The organism is Roseateles puraquae, assembly GCF_002205845.1.
Lineage (GTDB): Bacteria > Pseudomonadota > Gammaproteobacteria > Burkholderiales > Burkholderiaceae_C > Pelomonas > Pelomonas puraquae.
In genome coordinates this window covers 447,413-472,632 of sequence record NZ_NISI01000006.1, presented here as the reverse complement: position 1 = coordinate 472,632, position 25,220 = coordinate 447,413, and the positions used below count along the sequence as shown (strand labels likewise).

27 protein-coding genes are annotated in these 25,220 nt (G+C 63.6%); 8 read left to right on the top strand and 19 right to left on the bottom strand.

Annotated features, from left to right (window positions below; translation table 11 throughout):
- Window positions 1-13 precede the first annotated feature (13 nt).
- Entirely contained in the window at window positions 14-1,084 is a 1,071-nt protein-coding gene (locus CDO81_RS17145) for a phosphotransferase family protein (protein ID WP_005797778.1), read from the top strand.
- Here CDO81_RS17145 and CDO81_RS17140 read toward each other — a convergent pair.
- The 6 genes from CDO81_RS17140 to CDO81_RS17115 are packed head-to-tail and all read right to left on the bottom strand — an operon-like array spanning window position 1,028 to window position 5,547.
- On the bottom strand, window positions 1,028-1,486 hold the full coding sequence (locus tag CDO81_RS17140) for a TIGR02391 family protein (protein ID WP_241517042.1): 459 nt from the start codon (window positions 1,484-1,486) through the stop codon (window positions 1,028-1,030). The two genes, CDO81_RS17145 and CDO81_RS17140, sit on opposite strands and share 57 nt — an antisense overlap.
- Window positions 1,431-1,670 (bottom strand): hypothetical protein, encoded by a 240-nt coding sequence (locus CDO81_RS17135; protein ID WP_088484432.1) that lies wholly within the window; start codon window positions 1,668-1,670, stop codon window positions 1,431-1,433. The genes CDO81_RS17140 and CDO81_RS17135 overlap by 56 nt, the downstream gene beginning before the upstream one ends.
- Entirely contained in the window at window positions 1,667-2,860 is a 1,194-nt protein-coding gene (tcmP, locus tag CDO81_RS17130; protein WP_088484431.1) for a three-Cys-motif partner protein TcmP, read from the bottom strand. Before tcmP ends, CDO81_RS17135 begins: the two co-directional genes overlap by 4 nt.
- A gap of 31 nt (window positions 2,861-2,891) precedes the next feature.
- Window positions 2,892-4,166, bottom strand: coding sequence for a three-Cys-motif partner protein TcmP (locus CDO81_RS17125; RefSeq protein WP_088484430.1), 1,275 nt, complete (start codon window positions 4,164-4,166; stop codon window positions 2,892-2,894).
- Window positions 4,167-4,174: 8 nt separating this feature from the next.
- Window positions 4,175-4,921, bottom strand: coding sequence for a DUF5131 family protein (locus CDO81_RS17120; RefSeq protein WP_088484429.1), 747 nt, complete (start codon window positions 4,919-4,921; stop codon window positions 4,175-4,177).
- A gap of 35 nt (window positions 4,922-4,956) precedes the next feature.
- Window positions 4,957-5,547 carry a LexA family protein gene (locus tag CDO81_RS17115; RefSeq protein ID WP_088484428.1) on the bottom strand — a complete coding sequence of 197 codons (591 nt, stop codon included), beginning with the start codon at window positions 5,545-5,547 and terminating at the stop codon, window positions 4,957-4,959.
- Between the two features lie 279 nt (window positions 5,548-5,826).
- Between CDO81_RS17115 and CDO81_RS17110 the strand changes: the two genes are divergently transcribed.
- Together CDO81_RS17110 and CDO81_RS17105 are read left to right on the top strand one after the other, a co-directional pair.
- Window positions 5,827-6,228: a hypothetical protein gene (locus tag CDO81_RS17110; protein ID WP_088484427.1), complete on the top strand. Its 402-nt coding sequence runs from the start codon at window positions 5,827-5,829 to the stop codon at window positions 6,226-6,228.
- 2 nt (window positions 6,229-6,230) lie between these two features.
- Window positions 6,231-6,629: a hypothetical protein gene (locus CDO81_RS17105; protein ID WP_088484426.1), complete on the top strand. Its 399-nt coding sequence runs from the start codon at window positions 6,231-6,233 to the stop codon at window positions 6,627-6,629.
- 26 nt (window positions 6,630-6,655) lie between these two features.
- Here CDO81_RS17105 and CDO81_RS17100 read toward each other — a convergent pair whose 3' ends face one another.
- The 7 genes from CDO81_RS17100 to CDO81_RS17070 form a co-directional block, all read right to left on the bottom strand.
- Window positions 6,656-7,147, bottom strand: coding sequence for an RES family NAD+ phosphorylase (locus tag CDO81_RS17100; RefSeq protein WP_144397286.1), 492 nt, complete (start codon window positions 7,145-7,147; stop codon window positions 6,656-6,658).
- An 8-nt stretch (window positions 7,148-7,155) separates the two neighbouring features.
- Window positions 7,156-7,749: an MbcA/ParS/Xre antitoxin family protein gene (locus CDO81_RS17095; RefSeq protein WP_088484424.1), complete on the bottom strand. Its 594-nt coding sequence runs from the start codon at window positions 7,747-7,749 to the stop codon at window positions 7,156-7,158.
- Between the two features lie 111 nt (window positions 7,750-7,860).
- Complete coding sequence (locus tag CDO81_RS17090) at window positions 7,861-9,618, bottom strand: UvrD-helicase domain-containing protein (RefSeq protein ID WP_241517041.1); 1,758 nt, start codon at window positions 9,616-9,618, stop codon at window positions 7,861-7,863.
- Between the two features lie 4 nt (window positions 9,619-9,622).
- Window positions 9,623-11,443, bottom strand: a complete 1,821-nt coding sequence (locus CDO81_RS17085; protein ID WP_088484423.1) for an ATP-dependent nuclease — start codon at window positions 11,441-11,443, stop codon at window positions 9,623-9,625.
- Between the two features lie 361 nt (window positions 11,444-11,804).
- Window positions 11,805-12,137, bottom strand: coding sequence for an ankyrin repeat domain-containing protein (locus CDO81_RS17080; RefSeq protein ID WP_088484422.1), 333 nt, complete (start codon window positions 12,135-12,137; stop codon window positions 11,805-11,807).
- On the bottom strand, window positions 12,134-12,514 hold the full coding sequence (locus tag CDO81_RS17075; RefSeq protein ID WP_088484421.1) for a hypothetical protein: 381 nt from the start codon (window positions 12,512-12,514) through the stop codon (window positions 12,134-12,136). The genes CDO81_RS17080 and CDO81_RS17075 overlap by 4 nt, the downstream gene beginning before the upstream one ends.
- A gap of 17 nt (window positions 12,515-12,531) precedes the next feature.
- Window positions 12,532-16,827, bottom strand: a complete 4,296-nt coding sequence (locus tag CDO81_RS17070) for an RHS repeat-associated core domain-containing protein (RefSeq protein ID WP_158218329.1) — start codon at window positions 16,825-16,827, stop codon at window positions 12,532-12,534.
- Window positions 16,828-17,109: 282 nt separating this feature from the next.
- Between CDO81_RS17070 and CDO81_RS17065 the strand changes: the two genes are divergently transcribed.
- Window positions 17,110-17,433 carry a hypothetical protein gene (locus CDO81_RS17065; RefSeq protein WP_158218328.1) on the top strand — a complete coding sequence of 108 codons (324 nt, stop codon included), beginning with the start codon at window positions 17,110-17,112 and terminating at the stop codon, window positions 17,431-17,433.
- An 89-nt stretch (window positions 17,434-17,522) separates the two neighbouring features.
- On the opposite strand, the gene CDO81_RS17060 is transcribed toward CDO81_RS17065, so the two are convergent.
- Both CDO81_RS17060 and CDO81_RS17055 read right to left on the bottom strand, forming a co-directional pair.
- Complete coding sequence (locus CDO81_RS17060) at window positions 17,523-17,723, bottom strand: DUF5397 domain-containing protein (RefSeq protein WP_088484418.1); 201 nt, start codon at window positions 17,721-17,723, stop codon at window positions 17,523-17,525.
- Window positions 17,724-17,730: 7 nt separating this feature from the next.
- Window positions 17,731-19,119: an SEL1-like repeat protein gene (locus tag CDO81_RS17055; RefSeq protein ID WP_158218327.1), complete on the bottom strand. Its 1,389-nt coding sequence runs from the start codon at window positions 19,117-19,119 to the stop codon at window positions 17,731-17,733.
- A gap of 130 nt (window positions 19,120-19,249) precedes the next feature.
- Here CDO81_RS17055 and CDO81_RS17050 point away from each other — a divergent pair, with 130 nt between their 5' ends.
- Window positions 19,250-19,501, top strand: coding sequence for a helix-turn-helix domain-containing protein (locus CDO81_RS17050; protein WP_088484472.1), 252 nt, complete (start codon window positions 19,250-19,252; stop codon window positions 19,499-19,501).
- Between the two features lie 366 nt (window positions 19,502-19,867).
- Here CDO81_RS17050 and CDO81_RS17045 read toward each other — a convergent pair whose 3' ends face one another.
- The 3 genes from CDO81_RS17045 to CDO81_RS17035 form a co-directional block, all read right to left on the bottom strand.
- Window positions 19,868-20,386 carry a GNAT family N-acetyltransferase gene (locus CDO81_RS17045; protein WP_088484471.1) on the bottom strand — a complete coding sequence of 173 codons (519 nt, stop codon included), beginning with the start codon at window positions 20,384-20,386 and terminating at the stop codon, window positions 19,868-19,870.
- A 99-nt stretch (window positions 20,387-20,485) separates the two neighbouring features.
- Window positions 20,486-21,142, bottom strand: a complete 657-nt coding sequence (locus tag CDO81_RS17040; RefSeq protein ID WP_088484416.1) for a 3'-5' exonuclease — start codon at window positions 21,140-21,142, stop codon at window positions 20,486-20,488.
- A gap of 2 nt (window positions 21,143-21,144) precedes the next feature.
- Window positions 21,145-21,456, bottom strand: a complete 312-nt coding sequence (locus CDO81_RS17035; protein ID WP_088484415.1) for a nucleotide pyrophosphohydrolase — start codon at window positions 21,454-21,456, stop codon at window positions 21,145-21,147.
- A 415-nt stretch (window positions 21,457-21,871) separates the two neighbouring features.
- Here CDO81_RS17035 and CDO81_RS17030 point away from each other — a divergent pair, with 415 nt between their 5' ends.
- The 3 genes from CDO81_RS17030 (at window position 21,872) to CDO81_RS28495 (ending at window position 24,492) form a co-directional block, all read left to right on the top strand.
- Entirely contained in the window at window positions 21,872-23,041 is a 1,170-nt protein-coding gene (locus tag CDO81_RS17030; protein WP_088484414.1) for an SGNH/GDSL hydrolase family protein, read from the top strand.
- A 30-nt stretch (window positions 23,042-23,071) separates the two neighbouring features.
- Window positions 23,072-23,749 (top strand): OmpW/AlkL family protein, encoded by a 678-nt coding sequence (locus tag CDO81_RS17025; protein WP_088484413.1) that lies wholly within the window; start codon window positions 23,072-23,074, stop codon window positions 23,747-23,749.
- A gap of 170 nt (window positions 23,750-23,919) precedes the next feature.
- Window positions 23,920-24,492, top strand: coding sequence for a PEP-CTERM sorting domain-containing protein (locus tag CDO81_RS28495; protein ID WP_088484412.1), 573 nt, complete (start codon window positions 23,920-23,922; stop codon window positions 24,490-24,492).
- A 76-nt stretch (window positions 24,493-24,568) separates the two neighbouring features.
- Here the strand turns inward: CDO81_RS28495 and queE are convergent, their stop codons facing one another.
- Window positions 24,569-25,213 carry a 7-carboxy-7-deazaguanine synthase gene (gene queE / locus CDO81_RS17015; RefSeq protein ID WP_088484411.1) on the bottom strand — a complete coding sequence of 215 codons (645 nt, stop codon included), beginning with the start codon at window positions 25,211-25,213 and terminating at the stop codon, window positions 24,569-24,571.
- Between the last annotated feature and the right edge of the window lie 7 nt (window positions 25,214-25,220).

Genomic DNA, 25,220 nt, shown 5'->3' with positions numbered 1-25,220 from the left:
TTGGAGGACAGACATGGGCAAGGACTTCTACATACAACCCGACGCGGCCGACCCGGTGCTCGATCCCGACGCGGTGCTCGCGATCGTGCGCCTGCATGCGGCGGGCGCGAAGGCCGTCAGGGCCGTCGACGAGAGCGGCGGCGAGGCGCGCACCTATGCGATCGACGACGGCCTGATCCTGAAGGTTCAGAGACCACAACAGCTGCGCGCGCGAACGAGCCTGGACAAGGAGCGTTTCCTGTTGGAGCAGCTGGCAGGCCTGGAGGGCGTACGCGTTCCACGAGTCCTTGGTGGGGGCGTCGCCGAACCCGGGATCGAGTACACCTTGATGACGCGCATGCCCGGCGTGCCGATGCACTCGGCAAGGTTCGACGGTGACCTCCGCCGGCGTACGCTGGTTGACCTGGGGCGCATGCTGCGTCGCATTCACGCAATCCCTCAGCAACCCCTGTTCGAGGCGCGCCTGATCCCCGGCGACCACACGGCGGCCGACGTTCGCACACGGTTCGGCGGCCTCTTCGACGACGCCGTCACAGCCGTGGCGCGGGCGGCCCAGCCCTGGCCGTTCGCGCTCGACCCGTTGCAGTTGGCGCGCCTCGCGATGCGCGCCTTGCCGGACGCAGACGCCTGGGTGGCCTTGCACAGCAACCCCGGCCCCGAACACGTCTTCGTCGATCCGCAGACTAGGCAGTTGACTGGCCTCATCGACTTCGGCGATGCGTATTTCAGCCACCCGGCGCTCGATCTGCGCCGATGGCCTCGGCCCATCGATCGGGGCCGCGGTTCACGCCGGGTACTGCAGCGAGGAGAAAACGAGCGAGAGGTTCAACCAGACATGGCGCGTGGCCTGTGTGCTCACCGACATGCTCGCCATCGCACAGAGTCCGGAATGCCGCACTGCAGGGCTCGTCGAGTTGGAAGAACTTGTCGAGCGGTTGCGCTTACGGCTTACGTGATGGCTGTCTTGGCGCCGACCGATCACCCGCGAAAGGGTAGTACCCCCATCCTCTGGAGACACGGGGAGCCGCTACAACGCCGCGGTATTCGCTTTCAGCGTGCGATCCAGCTTGCGGTGAATGAGTGATACCAGTGTCAGGATGTCCAGGGCATCTTGTTCGGACATCGGCCAGTTTGTCTTGGGGGCATGGGCGAGTGGGTTGCGCACGGCGCCGAAGAGGCCCACCAGCAGATGGGCGAAGCCTTTTTGCTCGCTCTTCTCAGATTCGGTGGCGAGCGAACCGAAAACCAGGATCGGGTTTTGCGTCGAAAACGTCCGGCTCACTAACTCGGCGCCATCCATGGTCAGGCCAGACATGGAACGGATGCGCTCGGCGACACCTTTGGTCGACTCGAAGACGGCATGGAAATAGTTTTCATCCAGCAGTTCGGCGCGACAGTAGTTGAGTACTTCAGCATGGACTTTGCGGCTTTCAAGTGCCGACTTCAGCCGGCAGGCGCGCGAGCGCGCGGCGTCCAATGTCGTCAAGGCGCTCGCGAGCGAACTTGATCTCGGCCCGAAGTGCCATCACGAGGTTGGCGACTTCGTCTTCCAGATGTGGAAGTGACTTGTCGAGATCGAAGACCTCCGCCCAGGTCTGGACCATCACCTGGTCTGTGACCTGCGCTGCGAGTTTGTCGTAGATGCGATGAAGACGGGCGCCAGAGTTCATTTGGGGGTGCTGATGAGTTGGAGGCGCTCAGCCTTGTCGAAGTGCAGTGGCTTTGAGCGCCGCTTGGTGGCGTCGGCGTCCAGATTTCGTACCACGCCGGCCTTCACGAGGCGGACAAGCGATCCCTGTAGTTCGCCAGGTAGCCAATTCGTGGCTTCCAGGATGTCGGCGAACTCGGCCGCGCCTATGCGGCGCTCACCGTCCGCAAGGTGCTTTCGCCAGAATGAATCAACCTCATCTGGGCTGCAACGGCCGTCCGTGGGCTCGACCTGCTGGTCGACGCCAAACATGTCCGGGACGCCGGTTCTCTGCTGGCGAACGTCGATCTGTTTGGCGGCACGAACTCGCCGCTGCACCAGGTCAGCCCGCTCCGACATGTCCATGAACTCGACGATGCCCAGCGGATGACTCGTCAGGTACACGAGGTGGTACTTGGTTCGCTGGTGCAACGGGTCGAGCACGGTGACGTATGCGGAGCGTGCTCGATACTCAGGCCGGCCACTCGGAACGCAAGCTTTGAGACTCGATCGATAAGCGTTGACCAAGGCCTCTTCGCGCTCGGCGGACTGGAGCCCATCCAAGTTCACCGATGCGCCAAGTAACTTCAGCATCGCGTCTTGCCATGCTGGCATGGAGGCCGTGCGATTGATGAAGTTGTAGGCGAAGTTGATCAGGAACTCCGATCGAGGACGCGCGAGCAGGGGCCGCATGATGTCGATGCCGATGTCCTTCCACCCCTTCGGATCGACGAAGAAGAATGTGAACGCAGTGCTTCCACACCAACGCAGGATGTCGTCTCGAAGGTCCACGAAATCACCGCGCAGGCATGCATGGGCAACTGTGGGCGGCGCCTTCGTTGAGAGGAAGGCGGACAACCGATCGAACGCGGTCTTGTCCTTCTCGATGTACAGGGCACGCATCGTGGCGTCGACCCCGAGCGTTGCGAGCTTCTCTTTGCACGCGGCCAGCGTCTTGAGCGACAGCGAAATTGACGTGCCGTCCAAGTCGTCGCTCGCTGCCCCCCATGGCCCGGCGAAGCAGTCGACGAAGCAGATTTCCGCTCGGCGTGCCTTCCTGGCGCTCATGCCGATGATCAGCACGAGCTTTTCAAGATAGCTCTTGAGCAGCGCATGCTTCACCATGGCTTGCTCGCGGCCTTCGTAGGTCTCCGGAATGATCGACGAGGTCACGCTCAGGTCTTCCGATCTGAATATCTGTGCTTTACCCGACCAGGAACAGCGCACGCTGCGGGGGCGGCATGATCTGGTCGGTGTCCTTGATCTGCGCGGAAGACCGTCGCCTGGTGCCGTCGGCTCCGACGATCTCCACAACCTTCTCGTCGAGCAGCTTGCCCACCGACTCTCGGTAGATTTGCGCCGACGCCGGTGAACTGTTGCATGTGGTGGCGAAGAGTTCGCCGAATGTGATGCCGACATCGTCAGCGTAGACACGGCGCGGAATGTGCTCGTTGAGAGCTGCGATGCTCGCGCGGCGAGCAACGTCGTCGAACTCAAAGCCGAGAGCTGACTGGCCGAGGTACGCGGAATCGTGCGCAGGGTCGTAGCCGACCATGTGGAACATGTCGAGGCCGGCGCCGCCGTAGTGGATGAAGTAGTTGTTGTTGGCCCAGTGCACCTGGGTCATCACGTCGCGAGCACGGTGATGCTGCGACATGTGGATCAGCCAGTAGTCGCCGTGGCCACCACGATTGCGGATGAAGAATGGCGTGAAGTGCCTGGCGCCGCAGTTCTCGACGAGGCGGCGATACACGGTGCTCTGAAGCAAGAGGCGCCAGTCGCGGTCGGACTTTTTGATCTCATCGACCGGCCTGCCGCCGAAGATGTCCGGGATGCCGAGATTCCCCAGCAGGTCCTTCAACTGCTCGCCATCGTTGGCGAAATTCATGAGCGAGTCGACGGCGAACGTCAGGATGATCTCCGCCCTTGGCAGCGCCTCGAAAATCTTGCGCATCAACTGGGTGGGTACATCCTTGTAGCCGTACTGATCGAGAGCGAAAATTGATCGGCCGTTCTTCGGGCTCTTCTTCTTGATGAACTCGATGATCGCGTCGGCCTTGTCCTGAAATCGAGCGTGGTCGATGTAGATGCCGTTGCCGATGCGGTCGCCGTAACCAGCTTCACGCAGCACCTTGTCGAGGTGCATGTAGGCGTGGCGGTCGGCCTCGGTGAAGAAGTAGTCGACCTGAAGCTGGACCGGCTTGCGCCGATCCTTGTTGATCAGGAAGTCGGCTTCGCGCGTTGCTTCCAGGAAGATGAACGGCGAGCCCTTGACCGTCTCGCGTGTGTCGTTGTGGACGTACAGACCGCCGCCGGCAAAGCCATCGACGAGGGTCAGCCGCAGCACATCCTGATTCGGCGAGCTGACGAGGGTACGGAAGTAGGCGGCGAGGTAGGCCTGAAGGATTCGGTGCTTGGCGACGCTGTGCTGCTGGATGAAGTCGGGGCCATCCTTCCAGTTGTATTGCTTCAGCGTCATGCGTTCCTTCAGGCGTGGGCAGACAGTGCAGGCATGTCGTCCCAGGTGCGCCCTTGAAGCAGGCGGCCGTTGGCCTTCTTGGAGCGGCGCTTGCCGTCGGCACCCCAGCCGCCCCACTGCTTGAAGAAGAACTGCGCTCCCTGGTCCTCACATTGTTGGCGAACATTCTCAACCCATTCGAGCTGCATCGGCCGGGCCTTCGGCCCCGATTCTCCTCCGACGATTACCCAATGAATGCCGGTTAGGTCCAAGGCGCCAACGTCGGCTAGCAACGGCTCGACCGACAAGAAGCGGATGCGGGCATCGACCTGGCGCAACGCGGCGATGCGCGGAACACCATAGCGACGATCCTCAACAGACACTCCGAGCCAGGCGTTGTCCGGCACCTCGCGGTTTCGGAAGAAGGAGGCCATACGCTCCGCGCGCTTGGTCAGCACCTGGAAGGTGTGCTGTGGGCAACGACGGATCACGTCGAAGACCTGGGCGATGTAGGCGTCATCCACACCTTTGTGGAAGAGGTCGGACATCGAGTTGACGAAGTACACCGTCGGCTTCTTGCGCGCGAGAGGTTCGGCCAGGCGCTCGGGAAGGATCGTGAGCTTGAAGCCGTTCTCGTAGCCGGGCGTACCCATCGCCTGCAGCCGCTTGGCCATGGTCTCCGCGTAGCAGTGCTTGCACCCAGGAGAAATCTTGGTGCAACCCACGGTCGGATTCCACGTGGCCTCCGTCCATTCGATCCGGCTGGCTTGAGACATGAGGTTCTCCTGTTTCTTCGAAGTAGTGCGGGCGTTTAGACGGCGTGCAGCACGCGCGTGACGACGCCCCAGATGCGTAGTTCGCTCTTGTCGCCGATCGGGATGTCGGCGAAATCGGGGTTACTGGCCTGCAGCAACCACCCGGTGTCAGTGCGCTTCAGGCGTTTGACGGTCAGTTCGCCGTCGATGTCGGCGACCACGATGCGGCCGTCGTCAGCAGCCAGGCCGGTGTCGATGACCAGTTCATCGCCATCAGAGATACCGGCGTCGCGCATGGACCAGCCTGATACCTGCATGACGAAGGTGCTGTTCGGATCGCGTACGAGGTGCTTGCCGAGGTCGACCGCGTCCTCTTGGTAGTCGTCGCCTGAAGTGGGTTTGCCGGCTCGCACGCGCCGGCCGAGTGCTGGCACAGCGGTCGCGGCGCGTAGCTCGGCGATCGGCCTCAAGCTGGAGGCCTCGCCTGGCGGCTGCGGCGAACGCCTCAGCTCGCCCAAGTACCTGACCACCACGGGAACGAGGCTCTGCGGTACCCGGACCGTCTTGGTGGGCTCTCCATAGGCAGCCTTGCGGCCAGCACCCTGTCGAGTGCCGCCGTGGCGGGGCTTGGTCGGCTCGGTGCGCATGATTTTGTGACGAAATCAAGAGTAGCACGCGGCGTCTCTCACAGCCAACCGGTTTAGCCCGGCCCTTCGTGGTGGTTGTTTGGGCAAAGGCGGGAAGCCGAATAGGTCAACTTGATTACGTGCCGAATTCAAATGACTGTGGGAATCTGGCCTTCAGCCCAGCTTGTCATGGGATCATCGGCAAATTGCATGCACCGGCGGCCGTCCTGCTTGCAATTCTGGTTCAGCGCCGATATCATGCAAACAACATCAACTTGCATGAGTCTGGAGCTGAATCACATGAACGACATCTACATGACGTTTGATGAACTGCTGACGATGAAAGCGCTGGAGTTCAAGTCCAGCATCAGCGGCCGGGGCAACGGTGCCCTCGTGGCGCACATCGTCGAACGTGACGACGAGAAGGCGGAGGCCTTCGGGATGAAGAACATGTGCTTCCGAGTGAGCCCGCTGCTGCAGGCTCGGTTCGAAAGCACTTTGGACGCGCTCGGAATGTCCAAGCAGGAGGCCCTCACCGAAGCGCTCCAAGAGATGCTCAACAAGTTCGACGCCAAACTCACGGAGGTCGGCCTTGGCCCGCTGGGGTACGAGAAGCGGCTGAACGACCTCGGCTTCGCGTTGGAGGAACCGGACGCCGACGGTTCTCGACGCATGGTCCGGCTGCAGAAAGAAGGAGCCTGATCATGGCCTTCGAATCGTTCGACGATCTGGCTCGCGTCGGCTTGAAGCGAACGGCGATGAAGGCTGCTCGCGTGATTGTGAAGTCGGAGTTCAGCGAGCGGCAGCGACCGCAGACCGTGTTCCGCTTTTCTGACGACCTTGTCGAGCGTGCCGGCTGGACACCGGGAGTAGACAGGATCGAGTTGATGATCGACCGCGACGACATGGCGATCCGTGCTCGCAAGGTTGCCGTCGGCGGCTACAAACTCATCGGCAATGGCAGCGCTCGCCCGTATCTCAAGTTCACGGCGGCGCGAGGCATGCCCATCGCGGACGAAGCAGCAGAGGCCACTGATGTCGTCGTCGTCGCCGGTGAACTGATGTTTGTCTTGCCGGAAGGTGTACGGCTCGCAGCCAGCTGAGCCGCAGGCGAATCATCGCCGGGCGCCTATGTGGCCGTGCCAACCAACCAGTTGAACGGAATACGCGCCCAGGATGCGACGGAATAGCTGGCCTTCTGCCTCGGGTCCAGCAGGATGTTGTGATCCGTCGTGCTGATCACGGACGGCACCCGAACCCCGCAAACTCGACGGCCCGCCGCAGCCTCACGATCAACGGCCGCGAGGAACTCGCCGCCGATGCTCTGAGCGTTCGGACCGGCTGGCCGCAGGTTCCAATTCGACGGCAGGACGATTCCCAGATCGGACAGGTCGACGACGCTCCCGTCGGGAACCTCGATCGCAGCAATGGTCAACTCCGAGACGGTGTCCCAGCCGGGGCGAGCCGCGACTTCGAGAATCGAAAGCGACTGCACCTCGGCGGTGTAGAGAATCTCGCTGCGCTTGTCGTTGAAGCGCCACCCATCACGGGCGACCGACGCGCTCGAATCGAGGGGATCAAATGCGGCACGCGGACGCCGACTGGCTCGAAACACCAGCATCGGCAACCTCAGAGCGGCCCGCCCTCGGACTGCGCATGAAGCTCGTTGAGCACGATGCGTTCGCCATCGGAGGTCTTGACCAGCTCTGCCGGCGTAGCGCCGCCGAGAGCGAAGTTCCGGGTGTGCATGTAAGCGCGGGCCGCGTCGTAGCTTCCGAGCACCTCTGCCGCCGTCATCGTCGCACGAGCGGCTCGCATCGCCCTCTCGCTTGCTGCAGTATCCAGCGATCCGCCCAAGCGTGACTTGATGGTTTTGAAGCTCAGGCCGAAGAACTTCTCAGCGTCGGCCAGGTTGCTCAAGAACATGGCCGACGAGACCAGCAGCGTTTCGCCTGCCAGGCCTTCCAGCAGGCGCTTGTGGACCTCGATGGGACTGAGCGGCTCCGCCACGCTCGCGGTCTTGCGAGACAGAACCTGCAGCGTCAATCGCCAGACGCTGGCCAATTCGACCTTGTCGAGCTTGCGAACATGGCTGCGCAGAGACGCGTTGTCGAACAGAGCGATCACCCTGGCGTCGATTGCAGCACGATCGATGTCGTGGGCGGCATCCTCGGTGCGAGGACCGTGAGAGGCTCGGGTCGAAGCAGTGTCTGCAGTCAGCATTGGAGTTCTCCAACAACCAAGTTGGAGTATGCCATAACTCGATCCGAGGTGCACGGTTCCGCCTTCCCCGCACGCCGACAGTAGGGCCGGAGCGCGACTGCTCCTTTGTCGCTACAGGCTGTGCCCGGCCAAGATCGGGCAGGCCGGGAAGACGTGCTCCAGGATCAGCGTGTGAACCCTGGCCCTGGTGACACCGACTCGCAGAATCTTCCTGCTGCGCCAGTACGGCGGCTGGTCGTCCCACCAGACGAACGACGAAACCTGGCGCTGGCCGTTGTGCCGGCCCTCACGGATGACGATCACGCCGTCGAACTGCTTGCCCTTTGACTTGTGGATGGTCATGACCTGCACGCCGGGTGGGTCGTCGACGCCGCCGAGTATCTGGTCTTGCGCCAAGGCGATGTCGAGGGCTTCGCGTGCTCCTGTGTACCGGCCATCACGTACCCAGATCGCCCCGAGCCCGGCGCTGATTCGCCGGCCACGGTTGAAGGCGACCAGGTAGTCCAGGCTCTTGGCGGCAGCGAGCAGTTCCTGATCCCCCGAGTCTCGAAGCAGACGCTTCACAAACGACCAGTCCTTCGCGGGGTCGCCGGTGAACTGGGTCTCGCGCACCGCATCGATCACGCTGGTCACCGCCTGAACGAACCCGGCGCGTGGCTCGCGTCCTTCGCGAACACGCATGGCCCACAGCCGCCACTGTGCCGCCGCCGCAAGGCCGGCCGCCGCCTTCGAAGTTGCGAGGAGTTCAAGTCCGAGGGCGATGTCTTCACGACGCGCGGCCTCGGATTTCGGCTCCAGCAGGAACGCCGCGAACCTCGCTGTGAGCATCGCCTCGGCCTCGTCGAACGCGAGCTTGTGTCGCACGGGCTTGGGTTCAGTGTTGAGTGCCGCAGAAATCTTCGCCGCCGATGCACCCGAGTGCGTCAGGATCGCGACATTGCGGCCGTAGCGACCGGTGGCAGTCCTGATGGCACGCTGCAGGATGCCAAGTGCCATTCTCAATGCCGTCTTCTGCGGCCGGCGCCGTGGGTCGTACCCGAACGCGGAGACGCCTGCATAGGGTGCGCCTCGGGCCCTCCCTGAGAGGAGGTCTTGCCCGAAGGTCGCGATCTCGGTGCCGCCGCTGCGATGGTTCTGTCCGCCGAGGTCGATTTCCAGCGGCGCGAGAGTCTGTCGGATGGCTTCTACACGCTCCGGTCCGATGCCAGGCAGGTAGTCGAAGATTTGCTGATCGAGATCGGCCAGGCAGACGATCTGCGCAGTGGTGGACAGCAGATCGATACACCGCCAGGCATGAGAGTCCGTGTCTTGTGCCTCGTCGACGATGATCAGCGGGTGGCGTTGCGTGATGAGCCGTCGGACGTGTTGGCTCTGGGTCAGCAGCGCTTCGGCATTTCGAGCGAACAAATCGAAGGCGATGCGCCCGTCCTGCCGGAACATCTCCTCGCGCCTGGCCAACCACGCTCGCCAGTCCGCGTTCTGCTCGTTCCGCTCGCGCGGCCTGATAGACCCGCACTGCACCTGCTCATCTTGGGGAAGCAAGATACGCAGCTTCCGTGGGGCGCCCAGCAGGTAGGCATGGGCCGACAGCAGCGTCCAGAAGAACGAGTGAAAGGTCTGCATGCTCAGCTGGTTGCGCTGGGCCCTGGGAACCTCCTGCTTCATCGCTTCGCCCAGCCTCGCGACGGCCGCCCTTGAGAAGCTGAGAAACAGCACGGACTGCCCGGGGTCGAGGCCGGCGTTGATCCGGACCACGGCCTTCTTCAGCGCGATCGTCGTCTTGCCGCTGCCCGGACCGCCGAGCACCAGGGCGTGCCCTTGGCAGTCGAGCAGGCTTTGCCGCAGCTCGCAGATTTCCACAGCGATCACCCCTTCAGGCTGGGGCACCGGGCTCAGCTGGAGGCACAGCCTCGGCAGGTTCGGCTATCGCCGCCACCTCGACGGGCTTCGGGAAGGCCGCGTAGATCGGCGCCAGGAACCCGATCACCGTGGCGGGCAGTTCGTGGACCTCGCATCCATCGAGCAGTCTGGCCGCCCACCCTGCGCCCTTGTGACCCTTGAGCGCAGTCATCACCAATCCGCGCACCACATCGTCAGCCGGCCGCACCCCCGGGATGAGGAAGTTGCCGCAGTCTCCGGTCTGGCGCAGATCGTCGAGGAACGCCCACTGTCGATCAACAGGCACCTCGGCCGCGACGAGTGCCTCGAATCCTGCGTACTGATGCTCGCAATCGATGTCGTACGCGTCGATCAGTTCCTGCTTCTTCTGCGCCGATCGCGCAGCGAGATCGTAGAAGCCGAAGGTCTTCAGGCCCAGGCTCTTGAAGAAGTTGCCGAACTTGGGCATCTGACCCTCGGACTCGGCATCGAAGAAGGCGACGCCTGCGATGTCCAGTGGCTGCAGGTCCTCATTGGCTTCTTCCATCTTCCGCGCGACGACGGGCAATGCGTTGAACTCGGTCAGCCCCTCGACGACGATGGCGCCTTTGCCGAGCATGCACTCGGTCAGGCCTCGGCGGGCGTACCTGCGGAAGTCGTTGCCCTTGAGGCCGGAGGAATCCGAGACGCGCTTGCCGATCACGCTGGAGTCCTGCCCGCGCGAGAGAAGCACCGTCTGCTCGGGCTCGAACCGCTCGATGACGAACGGGGAGTGCGAGGTGGCAAATGCCTGTGTCGTCTTGTGCAACAGGTAGTCGGCGATGCGCCGCTGCGTGTGCGGCGGAAGAGCGATCTCCGGCTCCTCCATCGCAAAGATGACCGAGGATGGCTTCAGCTCGGCGATGAACGACAGCAAGGCTAGCACCAGGACGTTCAGGGTACCGGTGCCGACCTGCTGGAAGGGAACGGGCTGCTGGTCCTGCGAGATGGCCAGGAAGAAGGCCATGGTCTTGCGCAGGTGCTCACGGGTTAGCTGCGAGACGTGCAGCTTCGTCGTCCGCCCGGGAACGTCGGTAGCGATGTACTTGCCGAGCCTGGCCTCGATCGACTGCAGGACTGGCTGGAGGTGGGTGGCGTCCTGTTCGATGTCCAGACCGCGCAGTCGCTCGATGGCCTTCTCCCACAGCCCGGCTCGGGTGCCCCTGAGCCGCAAGATGACATCCAGCAAGGAGCCTCGCTCCAGACTGAGGGCCCGAGACCCGGTGCGAACGGCGCGGAGGTAGAGGAAGCCGAACAGGCGCTTGATGTCCTTGCCAACCCGATCCAGTTCATCGGGCTCGGCGTTCGGGCTGTGGGTGAAGTAGGTTTGCGCCTCGAACTCGTCCTCCTCCGGGTTGTACTTGGCCTGGGTCTCAAGGCGAAGACAGCTGACGACAAGCGGAGGATTGGCCTCTGCCACCTCGCCAGGCCCGAGCACGCGGCGTTCAACGGTGTTCCAGAACTCCAGGTGCTGGCCGCAACGGTTCTCGACCTCGGCGTTGATGTCGACCAGGACGACAGCGATCCGGATCGGGATCGGAGTCGGCTCGCCACCTTCCTCAGCCGGTGGCTGAAGGTAGTTGGCGTTGTGGAAGTCGAACTCCTCGACCGGTGGGAACCGCGAGACTCGGTCGGGTCCGAGCACGAGGTCGAGCGCCTCGCAGATCGTGCTCTTGCCGACGTTGTTCGGACCCACGAGAAGCGTGTGGCCGTCGAACTGGAGGTCCGCAGACTTGATGCTGCGGAAGTTCGTGATGCTGAGCTGGACGACCTTCATGGTTCTTCGTCTCCCCTTCGCGCACATTGTGGCGCGAAGGGTCGTACCGAAATCCACCAGAGATCAACCGGCGACGGACATGCGAGCAATCAAATGCCCAAGAGGGACAACTGACCAGGCGCCACGAGGGCCCGTCAGAAGTTGGGCCTGGCGCACGGCCGCATAATCGCGAGCGCTGCATCAACGGCGGATGCTTTTCCTCCCTGAGCGACGCCGCAGCCTTCACGCGCCTCGCGTGGCATCACCTGCCGCGCGAGGCGTTCTTCTTGACGTGCATACTGACTGCCAACTTGCATCCCGAGCAGGAGCGCTACTAGCCCCAGAGCACCGCCTCGGTCATCGGGCTTCCCGGCAGGTCAGCCTATCGGTCGAGTGACAGCTTTCCGAACTCGTTCTTGACATCAGTCGCAGCACCGGCGCCAATCAAGAGATCGACCATTTCCTTTGATGACGCGTAGTGGAGCGGCGTGTTTCCAAGGTCGCCGGGTTCATTGACCGGCGCTTCAGCGCGGAGCAATAGCGCGACAGTTCGCAAGTCGTTGTTCTGCACGGCGATGTGCAGCAACGAATCGCGGTTCGAGTCGACGTACGTCAGTGGGTCGATCGGAGAATCTGGGGCGCGATCTTCGTCATAGTTGGTCAAGTACGAATATCGCTGCTGAATCTCTGCGATCTCAGAGGGCGAGAGTTTCACGTAGGCTCACTGCACCTAGGTTGACGCGAGGAAACACGGATCAATTGAAATAGCGCGCCAATCTCGATGGCCTGGAAGCTCCAGTACAGCAATCCATCGTGGTGCGAGGATACCGCCAGAACAGCCCAGTGCAAGACGGTTATTCCGATCGCGCCTGCGAGGAGCTTTGCGACGGTCGCCTTCTTTGCCAGATGAATTGCAACGAGCCACGCGCAGAGGGGAACCAACCCCGCCGCAAGAACAATGTGCCTGACAATGCCAATGGCTGTCGCATCGTCGGTCGAGTGGGACGCTATATAAACAAGAAGTATGTAGACCAGTATTGGCGGCACTGAAAATGCAAGCTTCAAATAGGTGCTAAGGAACGGACGTTGCATACGCTACTTTCTCCTAACTATTGCTGGCTGGCGCAGCCGCACGCTTGGCTGGAGTCTGCTTGTGGCAAGAAGCGGCGTAGATCAAAGCGTGATTTCCCTGATGCATCGAACGGCACAGGGTTCGGGGCAATGCCCTGCGGCCACAAGTTCCCTCCATAGAAACCTGCGCCGACTCCGACGCTATTGAATACTCGGTCGTGATATGCATCAATCATGTTCCCGGTCACGCCGTTAGAACCGAATCCGGCCGTTGCCACTTGATCGCCTGAGATCAGCCCTAGTCGAACCTGGTTGTACACATCCGCCTCAGAGGCCGACGTTCTGCCCCAAAGCCACGCGTTGGCAATGCCAGTTGCCATTACGGAATTAACGTCCGTTCGTTCTCCTCTGCAAATTTGGGCAGCTGATCTGTAGTAGTTACTCAAATCACCAGTGGTCTGGCAAGCTCGGCGGTCGTAGTAGACGCAGATGCTCGTGTCGCCCTTTCCGTTCCAATCCCATGGCCTCAGTCCGGCAGGGTCCACGAACTTCAGTGGGTTGGAAAGGGCGTAGCCGTAAGTGTTGATGCCGCCATCCAGACCTGTCTGATCACTTTGTATGTAGTTCCCGGAGTGAGGGTCGAATGTTCGGTGCCAGTTTTGAAAGAGACCGGTTTCTTCGTCGTAATACTGCCCGGGGAAGCGAAGATTGACGACCGTTGAACCGGTCGGAAGCCCTGATCCGAAAGAGTTTCCGTCCCACACCCAAACGGGAACCCCGCCAGACGCGGTTGCAATCCGGGGAGTCGCAAGATGGTCGCTGTGCAGGTAGACCGGTACGACCGGGCCGCCACCTGACCACCGAGCAACTGGCGCACTGTCGGCCCAGACGTAGCTCTGTAGTGGCATCCCTCCAGTAGTGCTCTCCTCCAGAAGTCGTCCGTCCAACGTCCAGTGGAACAGTGTCGTTCCAGCGGTTGTTGTCTTCGCCGCCCTCAGGGCGTCCGAGCGAAAGATGTACGACCCCACATGCGTACTACCCACCGAAGCCTGAACCAACTTCCCCGCTTCGCTGTACGAGAACGACCGATTGCCGATCGTCGTCGTGTTGCCGGCGGCATCGAGCACGATCGTGCCGGCCGGGCTCGCCGACATCCGATTGCTGTTGGCCAGGTAGTTGTAGCTCCCTGAGGCGTCGCTCAGCCGATTGCCATTGCCGTCCCAGCCGAAGGCCTGGCCTGGCTCGCTGACGAGGCGATCAAGGGCGTCATACCCGTAGTTCCGCGTCGTGCCGCCGTGGCTGATCGTCGCGACATTGCCTGCGCCGTCGTAGGTGTACGTCCGCGTCTCGATCGAGCCAATGGTCCATGTGAGCAAGTGGCCCGCAGTGTCGTAGGCCCGGCTTTCGACCACACCGTTCCCAAAGGTCTGGCTCGTCGGGAGGCCGTCGGCCCGATAGGAACGGCCCGAGACGATGTTCTGGCCACCCGACGACACGCTGGTGACCCGGCCGTTGGCGTCGTAGCTGTAGGCCACTTGCCGGCCCGATGGTGCCGTGACCGTTGCCGGGCGATCGAACGGGGTCCACGTGTAGCTGGTCGTGAAGCTGTGGCCCCCCAGCGCCGCCGAGGCGAGCCAAGTCTCGCTGCTTACGCGGCCGAGACCATCGTAGGTGAAGCTTCTGGTGCCGCTTGCATCCGACACCTGGCAAAGGCGGCCGGCGCCGCAGGAGTCGTACGCGTAGGAGGCGTTCTCGGCGCCGGATGGGTAGGAGATGCCGGTGACCCGGTTGAGAGCATCGTATGCGTAGCTTGTCAACACTCCCCGCGCATCGGTCCGACTCGTCAAATTGCCGGCCCCGTCATACCCCATGGCCACGGTGCCTCGGTCGGGACTGTGTTCCTTCAGTGCGTTGCCGAGATCGTCGATCTCGAACCCGAAGGCCGCGCCGTTGGGCGTGAGCAGTTGTGCGATGTCACCGGCTGGCGTGAAACCCGCAGTCGTGCTGCCATTGGCCGCGTTGACCGTCCGCCAAAGCCTATTGAGGGCGTCGAATTGGTTCGTCGTCGTGTTCCCGCGTCCGTCCTGAACTTGCAGCACGTTGCCGAGCGCGTCCGTCCCGAGGCTGGTCGTCGAGCCTGCAGAAGTGATGGAGGCCAAATAGCTGCGCTCGTTGTAGACCATCGTTACCGCAGAAGCTACGGCGCCGGAGCCGTCCTTGACCGTCTGCGAGGTTCGATTGCGGCGCGTGTCATAGGTGAAGAAGACTTGGTTGCCCGACTGGTCCGTGACGCTGAGCAACTGGTCAGCACCGTCGTAGGCATAGGTCAGGACTTGGCCGCTGGGCATGCTCGCCGTAGCAAGCCGGTTCGCGAGGTCGTACGTGAAACTGGTGGTGCGACTCAATCCGCCGCCGGTTTCTGTGACGCTGGCGAGGTTGCCCCGGGGCGAGTAGCTGTAGATGGTGACGACGCCATCGGCCGCCATCTTCTGCGTCAGCCGTCCGGCACCGTCATAGTTGTCGAAGGTCGTGATCTGCCCGACCGCGTTCGTGATCCTGCGCAACTGGCCGCAAGCACCACCGGTCGTGCACTGCCAGCGCTCGAAGCTCACGGTATCCGCCACGTCGGTTCGTGGGCCGTCGAGGCCGGCGAGCTGTCCGGTGGCGTCGTAGGTCATGGAGACCCTTCGGCCGACCGCGACGCCTGCCGGCGTGAAGCCGCTGACCGTGATGCTCGTCGGGAGCAGTGGGTACCGCGTGTCGGCGTAGCCGTAGATTGTCGTCTTCGTCTGGCCGGGATACACGCTTGGTTCCGCGATCGCCTGGCGAATCGAGAAGAAGGTGTCGGCGTAGGAGGTGGCGGTCGTCTGCGCGATGGCCGTCCCGGTCGCCCTTGTCACGGAAACGAGGCGGTTCGCCGCGTCGTAAACGTAGGTCGTCGTCTGGCCTTCCTCGTTCGTCACGCTGGCGAGGTTGCCTGCACTATCGTAGGACTTCCCGACGGTCTTGCCGTCCACGTTGTTGGTGATCGAGGTGGTCTTGTTCAGGCCGAAGAGGCGTTCGCGCACCTTGGTGACGATTCGGCCGAAGGAATCCGTGATCTGCGCGACGAGGCCACCCATGCTGAACGACAGGGTCGTGGCGCCCATGCCGCCGGCCCTGGTGGTGCCGATGGCAACGAGGTTTGCGATGTCGTACGTATAGGTCGCGACTCGCGTTCCAGTGCCATCCACAATGCCCGTGAGCCCGTGCAGGAAGTAGAAGTCTTCGTACAGGTACTGACGGCTCGACCCATCCGGATAGGCAGCAGAGCGCAGGTTCGAGTAGGTGACAGTGAAGGTAACCGTCTGGCCGGCGGCATCCGTCACCGACACCGTGTTGCCGGAGTACGTGAAAGTCAGTTTGTGCCCGAACGGCCCGACGACCTGAGTCAGGATGCCCACGGACTGATCAACCGTGGTGACCAGGCCCCTGGCATCGCGTACGGCTGTCAGCAGGCCGAACTTGTCGTAGACCTCGACGGTGCCGCTCTGCAGTGCCAGTTCGTAGCTCGTTTCCTTCTCTTCCAGTCTCAGCTTGCTGTCAGCTTCAGCCGTCCAGAAGCCAATGCCCCCAGAGCCGTTGAACTTCTGCTTGGCACCGTCGGGCCGCAGGGCGACGATCTGGTCGCCCGTGCGCTCAAGGCGCATCGACCAGTTGTGTACCCAGCCGATGCCAAGGTTCGCGAGGTTCCGAGTCTCGAAGCTGTTGTAGGTGCGGGTGAGTCCCGGCACTCCATTGCCGCCGACGATGTCGACCTCCGGCAGAGTCTTGTTGCCGTTCGTCGAGTTGATCGGGAAGCCGACGTGCTCGCTCTTTCTCGCCTCTCCGCCTTCGGCAGAACACGTCCCGTCGTCACCATTGCCGCCGCCTCCGCCGCAACCCTTCTGGTTGTCGGATGAATGCGCGGCGAACGTGCTGTTGAGGCAGTCGTCCGGGCCCGGACCTACGAACGTTGTCCCCGCAGGGCATCCGCTGTCCTTCCACACGTAGTACGTGTACTTGAGGCTCGACCCGGCCGAGTAGTAGCAAGCGCCCATGCCCGCCGGCTTTTGCATCTCGACGCGTGTGACCGTCGACAAGCCGGCGCCGTGTGGACCTGCGATCGTGTTGCATGCGCTCTGGTAGAGCTTTCCATCAGGGCCGCAGTAATACTTGACGGGCTCTGCAGTGCAAGCGTTTTGCGCGTCCGCTGCCGAATCGAAATAGCGCTCGCTGGTGCTGACCGCCTGGGCCTGCGCGGATGACGGAGTTCCGCCGATGGCCGCCGCCGTCAGCAGCGCCCAGAACCACATGTACCGAAGAACAAGTCCGACTCGCACATCAACTCCCTGCGTCATTCAGCGCCAACCGGCGCTGGTCACAGACGGAATTGGACAGGCTGCCCAGCTATAACGCCGGGAGAATTTCGATCGCTACGGAAGATCGCTGATGGGCTGCGGCGTTACGGCGAAACGAAAAATGCGATCCCTGTTTCCGTTTTTCAGTTGATCGCGGTCGGTGCCGATTTGCTTGACATTATTGAGAACAGCAACCCCGTGCTGACATCGGCGTCTGCATGCTTCATGATGTCGCGCATGTCGCGCGACGAGACCGCAGAACGCCTGATGAGCGAGGACGAGTTCAGGGCAAGCCGTGCTGGCTTGCGTGGCGTTCTCGGGCAGTTCTTCGTGACCAAGGACGGCCGGCGGCTCTACCCCAGCTTCCTCGCTGACAACGCGGTGGAGCACCGCGACCTGATCGCCGTCGTGAAGCTCCTCGGGGACTGGGACAACTTCACCAAATGGCGGTTCTTCATCTCGGGCAAAGGGTCGCTTGGTGGCCTCACGCCACTGGAAGCGCTGAGGCAAGGGCGACTCCGGCAGGTCATGCGGACGGCGGAAGGCTTCGCCGAGCGCTGATGGCGTGTCGAGCACCTCACCAAAGGTGCGGTGTGGTGGCGGGTGTGGTGTGAGGTTGGGTGCCCGGCGTAGCTGCTCCACCGCGTTCCTCAGCATGCCTCCGGATCATTGGTGAGCCGCGACAGGCGGTACTCGGACTTCTCGCCCGAATCGACCATCGTGATTTCAACCATCCAGTCGCCATCGTCCAGTTGGCGAAGGGCGGGCCCCACCTCGTACTTGGGGCCGAAGGGTCCGAAGCACTTGATCTTCCCGACCGGAACGGTCTGCTGTACGGCGACTGCTGACATCCTGACATCAGCAGGTGCCGGCGTCCCAGTCGAACCGGTTGGTGATCGGGTTCCACTTCTGCCGAGCCTGGTACTCGACCTGCCGGCCGCTGTCGTAGGTGCGGTAGCACGTGCTGTTCTCGCACCGGGTGTTGCAGGCGGTGACCCCGGGCTGAGCCTCGGGTCGAGCAGGGTAGCGGCCGGTGAATGAGGCCTGGGTCATCTGCACAGAGGTAGGGGCCAGCTCGGCGACTGGCACGGGCTTCAGCCTCGATTTGCCCAGTGCCTGGCCCGGCTTCCACTCGCGCGAGAGTCGCTGCCCCTCGACGATCTGTTCCCGGCTGAGGCGTGCCGCGAGCTGCTCGCGTTCAGCCAATGCGTTCGAGTTGGGCTCGTCTGCCGACGCCGCGAGGTTCAGCCAAGCGTAGCCGACGACGGCATCCGCTCGCACGCCGACGCCATCCCGGTACAGGCGGGCGAGATTGCGCTGCGCGTCGCCGTCGCCCTGGCGGGCCGACAGCTCGTAGAGACGGGCAGCTTCCAGCGGGTCCTGTCGCACGCCAAGTCCTCGCTCGTAGAGCGTGCCGAGGTTGTTCTGGGCTGTTGCATGCCCCTGATCGGCAGCGAGGCGGTACCACTGTGCGGCCTCCTTCGCGTCCTTCCCGACCCCAGTGCCGTACTCGTAGAGGGTTCCCATGCCGAACTGGGCGCCAGCGTTCCCCTGGTCGGCTGACTTCCGCCACCAGCCGGTCGAAGCCGCCTGGTCCTTCGGGACACCGATTCCGTTGGCCAGCATCCAGCCGTACTCGAACTGGGCGATGGCGTCGCCGCCGGCAGCGGCCTTGCCGAGCTGGATGGCGCCCGCACCCTCGTCCTTCGCGATGCCCTGTCCGTAGGCGTACATCTCGCCCAGGCGCCGCTGCGCCGCCGTATCGCCACCATCAGCGCCCTTGCGAAACCACGTGGCGGCGATCGCGCGATCCTTGGCGACGCCGAGGCCGTCGAAGTGCATGACGCCGAGCATGCGCTGTGACGTGGCGTCGCCGCCGTCGGCTGCCTTGCGGAACCAGATCGCGGCTGTCTCCAGGCTCTTGGCGACGCCGGTGCCGCTCGAATACATGGTCGCCAGGTTGAACTGCGCGTCCACGTTGCCGGCTTCGGCAGCGATCCGATAGAGGCTGACAGCCCTCGCCGGGTCCTTTGGCACGCCGCGTCCGTGGGCGTACATGACGGCTAGCGTATTGGTCGCACCGATATCGCCCGTGTCGACCAGCGGCTTCAGCTCCTTCAGCGCTGTGGCGTAGTCACCACTCCGGTAGGCAGAAAGCCCAGAGGCCAGATCGGCGGCTGCGACGCCTGGCCACGTGTAGACGGACGCGGCCAGAACCGCGACGAACAGCAGCTTGTTCCTCGACATGCGTGCTTCCTCCTGGATCGACGAGCGGGGCGCTCTGAGGGCGCGGCACGGTCGGCGCGCGCCATCGGCTCCAGGATTGTGACTTAAACGCGGCTGACTCAAAAGCAGCGCGCCGGGAGACTGAAACTCGATGTCTCCAGGAGCCGCGAACCAGCCGAAGAAGCACGTCAGCGCACGAGAGGCGCTGGCGGCGAACATCGTCGCCTTGAGGCACGAACGGGGCTGGTCTCAGGAGGCGTTGGCGTTCGAGTGCGGCTTGCATCGAACCTTCGTCGCCCACGTCGAGCGGTTGTCGCGGAACATCTCGCTGGACAACATCGAACGGCTCGCGCTGGCCCTCGGCGTGCAGCCATTCGAACTGTTGAAGCCTCGAAGCGATTGAGGCGCGCCTCGTTCTGGGGGAACGAGGCCACACCAGACGCCTCTACAACCAAGGGGAAGAGGCCGGGAAGGCAGCCGAACAGCCAGCCTATGGATTTGTGGACTTCTCCTTCGCTTCGCTACGGAGACCGGCTGCTTCCTATGGACAACCCTGCGGGTTGCCCACAGGACTCCAGCCTAGCCCACAAGCTCCACAGGCACCCACCACCCTTGATTCTTGGGCAATGAGAAGGCAACAATGCCTCTCATGGACCACCTGAGCAACCTCGCTCGGCTTCAAGGTTCCTCTGCCCGGTCACAGGGTCACAGAGCAATACTGCACCTTTGTTCGACCAATACTGAAGAGATCCGGTTGGGCGGGAGAGCGTCAGACCAGCGAGCGGTGCAGGCGGATCTCTTCGATGCGGGCGCCGCCGACCTCGGTCGTGCGGGCGCTGCCCAGTTCACGTTTGAAGCCGGCGAGCTCGAAGAAGCGCAGCGCGCGTTCATTGCGCAGGTAGCACCACAGCGTCGCCTTGGTGCAGCCTTCTTCCTGCAGGCCGTCGCGCGTGGCATCCCACAGCGCCAGGCCCACGCCCTTGTCCCAGTGCACAGGGTCGGCAAACAGGGCCCAGACCTCGCCGGTCGTGGCGGGCGTGCCCTTGTCGCGCGAACGGTCGAAGCCAGCAAAGCCCATGATCTTGTTGTCGAGGTGGGCAACGATGACCTGCGGCTCGCACAGGTCGATGGCCTCACGCCAGAAGGCCTGGCGCTTCTGCACCGACATCGCATCCAGCGCGGCGGCCGGCAGCAGGGACTTGTAGGCATCCTGGCTGGCAGCGACGTGGATCTCGGCGATGGCCTTGGCATCGCGCAGGGTGGCGGGGCGAACCTGGATCACGGACATGGAACTCTTGGGCAATGGCGCAAACACGAAAGCGCGCGATTGTCCTTGCCCATTGCGACGACGCCGGGTCTTGACAGAAATTTTTCTGCTGTCCGCTGATCAACAGCAAATCGGTTGACCCGCCTGGCGCGCCTTCACATGGTCCACCAGGCCACGGCGCAGCCACCGCAGCGGCGTGCGCTGCAGCTCGGCCAGCAGCGCGTGGTCCACGCTGAAGTCACCCAGATCCATCGCGAAGCGCGCGGCCACCTCTTGTTGCACCTTCAACAGCAGCTGGGCTGTCACGCGGGCATCGGCCATCGCCCGGTGGGCACGCCCGGTCAACTGCAAGCCATGAAAGCGGGTCATCGCCCCCAGCCCGTGGCTCGGTGCCTCGGGCCACAGGCGGCGAGACAGCAGCACGGTGCAGGCGAACTGGTGGGCCGGGTCGGGTGCCAGACCGGCGCGTGCCATCTCGGCCTGCCAGAAGCCCCGATCAAAAGCCGCGTTATGGGCCACGAGCGGACAACCTGCGGTGAAACGCGCAAGTTCCCGCATGACCTCGGCCGCATCGGGCGCCTCGGCGAGCATGGCGTTGGTGATGCCCGTCAAGGCCTGGATCTGCGGCGGCACCCACGCGCCGCTGTTCATCAGGCTGCTCCAGGCATCGACCACTTCGCCACCACGCACCAGCACCGCGGCGATCTCCGTGGCACGACCACCACTCGTGGGCCCGAGGCCGGTGGTCTCGAAGTCGACGACCGCAATGGTTTCCATCGTCAAGACCTGGGCGGGTGCTTGACGGCGTTGAGCTGGAGCTTGCGCTCCACCGCCGTTTCAAGGTCTACGCCGGTGTGGTCGGCGATCTGCAGCAGATACAGCAGCACATCCGACAGCTCTTCGCCGAGATGCAGGCGCTGGGCATCGCTCAGCTGTTGCGACTCCTCGGGCGTGAGCCACTGAAAGATCTCCAGCAGCTCGGCGGCTTCCACCGTCATGGCCATGGCGAGGTTCTTGGGCGTCTGGTAAGGCTGCCAGTCGCGGTCGGCGGCGAACTGGCGCAAGCGGCGCTGCAGCGCAGAGATATCCATGTGGAAAGTGTCCAACGTATTCCAAACAGAGTTGAAGATTTAAAGGTGGTGGTCGTAGTAGAGGGCCGCTCGCGCTGTGGACAAGCCGAAAAAATGCTGTCGTATCAAAGGCTTGATTGCAGAAGAAGCCTGTGCGCCACCCCCGGGACGGTTGACGCCGCGATTGGGCACAACTCCGCCAGAGGGCCGAACCCTGTGGATATCTCGGTGGTTGTCCCAGATTCATCCACAGGCTTGTGCGGGCCTGCCCCAAGGCCGTGCGCGCACAGGTTGGCGACACCTTCCGGTGGCTTTCAGCGTTGTTTCTTTACGTTGAATCAGGGGAAAAACGAACGACCGTTCGAAAACGCAGCGGCTAGAGTTGCGCTCCCTGAAATTGATGCGACCGAGTTGTTCCGTCGCCTAGGAGACAACGATGAAACCCTTCCTCACCCGGATCGCCGCTGCGTCGGTGGCGCTGTTGGGCAGCCTGCTGGTGGCCGGTTGCGGTGGTGGCGCCACGGCCGACACGACGCCGGCCGTCAAGATCACGTCCGTCAAGGTCTTCGGCGACAGCCTCCAGGACAGCGGCACCTTCGGCTACAAGTTCACCGTGCAAGGCACGGACAGCCTGATCTACGTCGAGCGCATCGCGGCCAACTACGGCCAGACGCTGTGCAACTTCTTCACCTTCACCGGCACGACCTTCGCGCCCAACACCGCCAAGACGGGCTGCACCAACTTCGCCATCGGCGGCGGTCGCATCACCTACACCGGCGCTGGCGCCAGCGCGGCCAACCCGCTGAACATCGGCGTGCAGATGGCGACCTACGCCTCGGTCGGCGCCTACACCTCCAGCGACTTGGTCATCATTGACGGTGGTGGCAATGACGCCGCCGACCTGGTCGGCGCCTACCTGACCATCCCGCGCGACAGCGCCAAGGCCTACTCGGCCCTGCTCGGCACGCTGCTGACGCCCACCCAGATCGGCACCGCGCTGCAAGGCGGCGCGTCCACCACCGCCCAGATTGGCGCGACCTATATGTCGGCCCTGGCCGACAAGTTCGCCGCCTCCATCAAGGCCAGCGTGCTGGACAAAGGCGCCACGCGCGTCGTGGTCCTGAACATGCCCGACATCACCTTCACGCCCCGCTTCCAGACCGTGCTGGACAGCGTGGCCGCAGCCAGCGGCGGCGGCACGGCCGGTGCCACGGCCCGTGCGCAGTCGCAGGCGCTGTTCCAGGGCTGGATCACGGCGTTCAATACCCAGCTCGCGTCCAAGTTCAGTGGCAATGACGGCGTCGTGGTCGTGGACTTCTACAAGGGCTTCCAGGACCAGGTCGCCACGCCGGCCCAGTTCGGCCTGACCAACGTCAAGACCCCGGCCTGCCCGATCACCGGCGTGGGCAGCGATGGCCTGCCGACCTACACCTTCCCGACCTGCACGGCCACGGCCCTGTCCGCCGCGCCGCCGACCGGCGTGAGCGGCGGCGCCGACTGGTGGAAGAGCTACGGCTTTGCCGACAGCTTCCACCCGACGCCCTACGGCCACCAGCTCACCCAGCAGCTGATCGCCAAGTCCCTGGCCACCAAGGGTTGGCTGTAAGCCGCGGCCCGCATCTCTCGGAGACAACCCATGAAATCCAAGTTCCTCCTCGGGGCCGTTGCCACCTGTGCCGCCATTTTCGCCAGCGGCAGCGCCCTGGCCCAGTCCGCCGGCAGCATCGTCGTCTACGGCGGCGCGGCCCAGATCAGCCCGCACGTCGAGAGCGGTGACCTGACGGCGCCCAGCCTGGCCGGCACCAAGATCGATGTGAAGAAGGCCACGTCCTTCGTCGGTGGCATCACCTACTACTGGACCGACAACATCAGCATCGATCTGCCGATTTCTGCGCCGTTCAAGCACGACATCATCGGTGCGGGTGCGATTGACGGCGTCGGCAAGCTGGGCACGGTCAAGTCGCTGCCGGCCACGCTGCTGGCCCAATACCGTTTCGGCCAGGCCGACAGCACCTTCCGTCCCTTCGTCGGTGCCGGCGTCACCTACGGCTACTTCTACCGCCCCAAGGCGACCGCGACGTTGTCGGGCATCACCGGCGGCACGCCCAGCAACCCGACCACCCTGTCGATGAAGAGCCGCTTCGGCACCACGCTGGAACTCGGCGGCGCGTTCAACGTCACCAAGGACTGGTCTGCCAGCCTGTCGGTCACCAAGACCTTCATCAAGACCACCGGCAGCCTGTCCACCGGCCAGACCATCGAAACCACGCTGGACCCGGTGTCCATCAAGTTCGGCGTCGGTTACCGCTTCTGAGCGCGGTCACCGCAACCCACGACAAGGAGGCTTCGGCCTCCTTTTTCGTGGCCATCTCTCGTGGCCATCGGTTGCGGCTCTCCCACCCCCTCATTTGCGGGGTGTGTCACCGTGCTGTCCCAGGAAACATCGCAATATCCGCACCCTGAGCCCTGCCTGAGGTAGTTCCGATGTCGATCCTGTCCAAGACGTTCGCCACCACGACCCTGGTCGGCCTGATGGCGGCGGCCCACGCCGTGCCCATCGTGTCGGTCCAAAGCAGCACGGCAGGCGTCACGAACGCTGCCGCCGCGGCCGACGGCGTGGTGCCCGCCAACGGCACGCCCTGGCAGACCACGTCGGCCTGGTGGACGGGCAACACCGAGACCCTCACCTTCAAGCTGGATCAGGCCTATTTCCTGTCCTCGGCCGTCATCACGGCAGACTGGAACGACGTCTACCGCTTCTCGGCGTCGACCGATGGCGTCACGTTCACGCAGTTGTTCACCGTGACCGGCCTGGTCGACCAGCCGTCATCGGCCAACGTGAGCTTCGGCCAGGTCACCATGCCGATCAGCTTCGCGCCCTCGGCACTGGCCTACACCTACATCCGCGTGCAGGCCATCGCAGGCGACGGCCAGAACGCCATCGGCGAGGTGAGCTTCGGCGGCATTGCAGCGCCCGTGCCTGAGCCGAGCACGCTGGCCTTCATGGCCGCTGGCCTGGGCCTGGTGGGTTTCGTGGCGCGCCGTCGCCGCGGCTGACACCCTCCAACACTCGCAGGGCGAAAGGGCTGGGTCTCACCAGCCCTTTTGTCTTTTCAGCCGCTCAGTCGATGCCTTAGTCGATGCCCACGACCTTGTGCATCTGCACCGACAGCCGCCACTGCGGATGCTTCATGCAGTAGTCCACCGCGGCGCGGGTGTGCTCGCGCTGCAGCACCGAGTCCATCGGCTGCAGGAAGAAATGCTGGAAGTCCAGGCCGGCAAACCGTTCTGGCTGTGCCAGGGGCTGCGGGTACACGAGCTTGAGCTCATGGCCGGCCGTCAGCACCAGCGGCGCGTCGGCCTTGGGGCTGACGCAGATCCAGTCCAGCCCGGGTGGCGCCGGCTGCGTGCCGTTGGTCTCGACCGCGACCTCGAAGCCGCGCGCATGCAGCGCGTCGATCAGCGGTGCATCCAGCTGCAGCAGCGGCTCGCCGCCCGTGCACACCACATAAGGTTTGCCGGGCAGGCTGCCGTCGGCGGCGTGCGGCCAAGCCTGGGCGATCGTGTCGGCCAAGGCCTCGGCGGTTGCGAACTTGCCACCGCCCTGGCCATCGGTGCCGACGAAATCCGTGTCGCAGAAGGTACAGACGGCCGTCGCCCGGTCCTGCTCCCGGCCGCTCCAGAGGTTGCAGCCGGCAAAGCGGCAGAACACGGCCGCGCGGCCCGCCTGGGCGCCTTCGCCCTGCAGCGTGAAGAAGAGTTCCTTGACGCTATACATCCGTGCA

Coding starts and splice junctions, on each gene's coding strand:
- CDO81_RS17145 (WP_005797778.1), top strand. CDS start 14: ATGGGCAAGGACTTCTACATACAACCCGACGCGGCCGACCCGGTGCTC.
- CDO81_RS17135 (WP_088484432.1), bottom strand. CDS start 1,670: ATGAACTCTGGCGCCCGTCTTCATCGCATCTACGACAAACTCGCAGCG.
- CDO81_RS17125 (WP_088484430.1), bottom strand. CDS start 4,166: ATGACGCTGAAGCAATACAACTGGAAGGATGGCCCCGACTTCATCCAG.
- CDO81_RS17120 (WP_088484429.1), bottom strand. CDS start 4,921: ATGTCTCAAGCCAGCCGGATCGAATGGACGGAGGCCACGTGGAATCCG.
- CDO81_RS17115 (WP_088484428.1), bottom strand. CDS start 5,547: ATGCGCACCGAGCCGACCAAGCCCCGCCACGGCGGCACTCGACAGGGT.
- CDO81_RS17110 (WP_088484427.1), top strand. CDS start 5,827: ATGAACGACATCTACATGACGTTTGATGAACTGCTGACGATGAAAGCG.
- CDO81_RS17105 (WP_088484426.1), top strand. CDS start 6,231: ATGGCCTTCGAATCGTTCGACGATCTGGCTCGCGTCGGCTTGAAGCGA.
- CDO81_RS17100 (WP_144397286.1), bottom strand. CDS start 7,147: ATGCTGGTGTTTCGAGCCAGTCGGCGTCCGCGTGCCGCATTTGATCCC.
- CDO81_RS17095 (WP_088484424.1), bottom strand. CDS start 7,749: ATGCTGACTGCAGACACTGCTTCGACCCGAGCCTCTCACGGTCCTCGC.
- CDO81_RS17085 (WP_088484423.1), bottom strand. CDS start 11,443: ATGAAGGTCGTCCAGCTCAGCATCACGAACTTCCGCAGCATCAAGTCT.
- CDO81_RS17075 (WP_088484421.1), bottom strand. CDS start 12,514: ATGCAACGTCCGTTCCTTAGCACCTATTTGAAGCTTGCATTTTCAGTG.
- CDO81_RS17070 (WP_158218329.1), bottom strand. CDS start 16,827: ATGTGGTTCTGGGCGCTGCTGACGGCGGCGGCCATCGGCGGAACTCCG.
- CDO81_RS17065 (WP_158218328.1), top strand. CDS start 17,110: ATGTCGCGCGACGAGACCGCAGAACGCCTGATGAGCGAGGACGAGTTC.
- CDO81_RS17060 (WP_088484418.1), bottom strand. CDS start 17,723: ATGTCAGCAGTCGCCGTACAGCAGACCGTTCCGGTCGGGAAGATCAAG.
- CDO81_RS17055 (WP_158218327.1), bottom strand. CDS start 19,119: ATGTCGAGGAACAAGCTGCTGTTCGTCGCGGTTCTGGCCGCGTCCGTC.
- CDO81_RS17050 (WP_088484472.1), top strand. CDS start 19,250: ATGTCTCCAGGAGCCGCGAACCAGCCGAAGAAGCACGTCAGCGCACGA.
- CDO81_RS17045 (WP_088484471.1), bottom strand. CDS start 20,386: ATGTCCGTGATCCAGGTTCGCCCCGCCACCCTGCGCGATGCCAAGGCC.
- CDO81_RS17040 (WP_088484416.1), bottom strand. CDS start 21,142: ATGGAAACCATTGCGGTCGTCGACTTCGAGACCACCGGCCTCGGGCCC.
- CDO81_RS17035 (WP_088484415.1), bottom strand. CDS start 21,456: ATGGATATCTCTGCGCTGCAGCGCCGCTTGCGCCAGTTCGCCGCCGAC.
- CDO81_RS17030 (WP_088484414.1), top strand. CDS start 21,872: ATGAAACCCTTCCTCACCCGGATCGCCGCTGCGTCGGTGGCGCTGTTG.
- CDO81_RS17025 (WP_088484413.1), top strand. CDS start 23,072: ATGAAATCCAAGTTCCTCCTCGGGGCCGTTGCCACCTGTGCCGCCATT.
- CDO81_RS28495 (WP_088484412.1), top strand. CDS start 23,920: ATGTCGATCCTGTCCAAGACGTTCGCCACCACGACCCTGGTCGGCCTG.
- queE (WP_088484411.1), bottom strand. CDS start 25,213: ATGTATAGCGTCAAGGAACTCTTCTTCACGCTGCAGGGCGAAGGCGCC.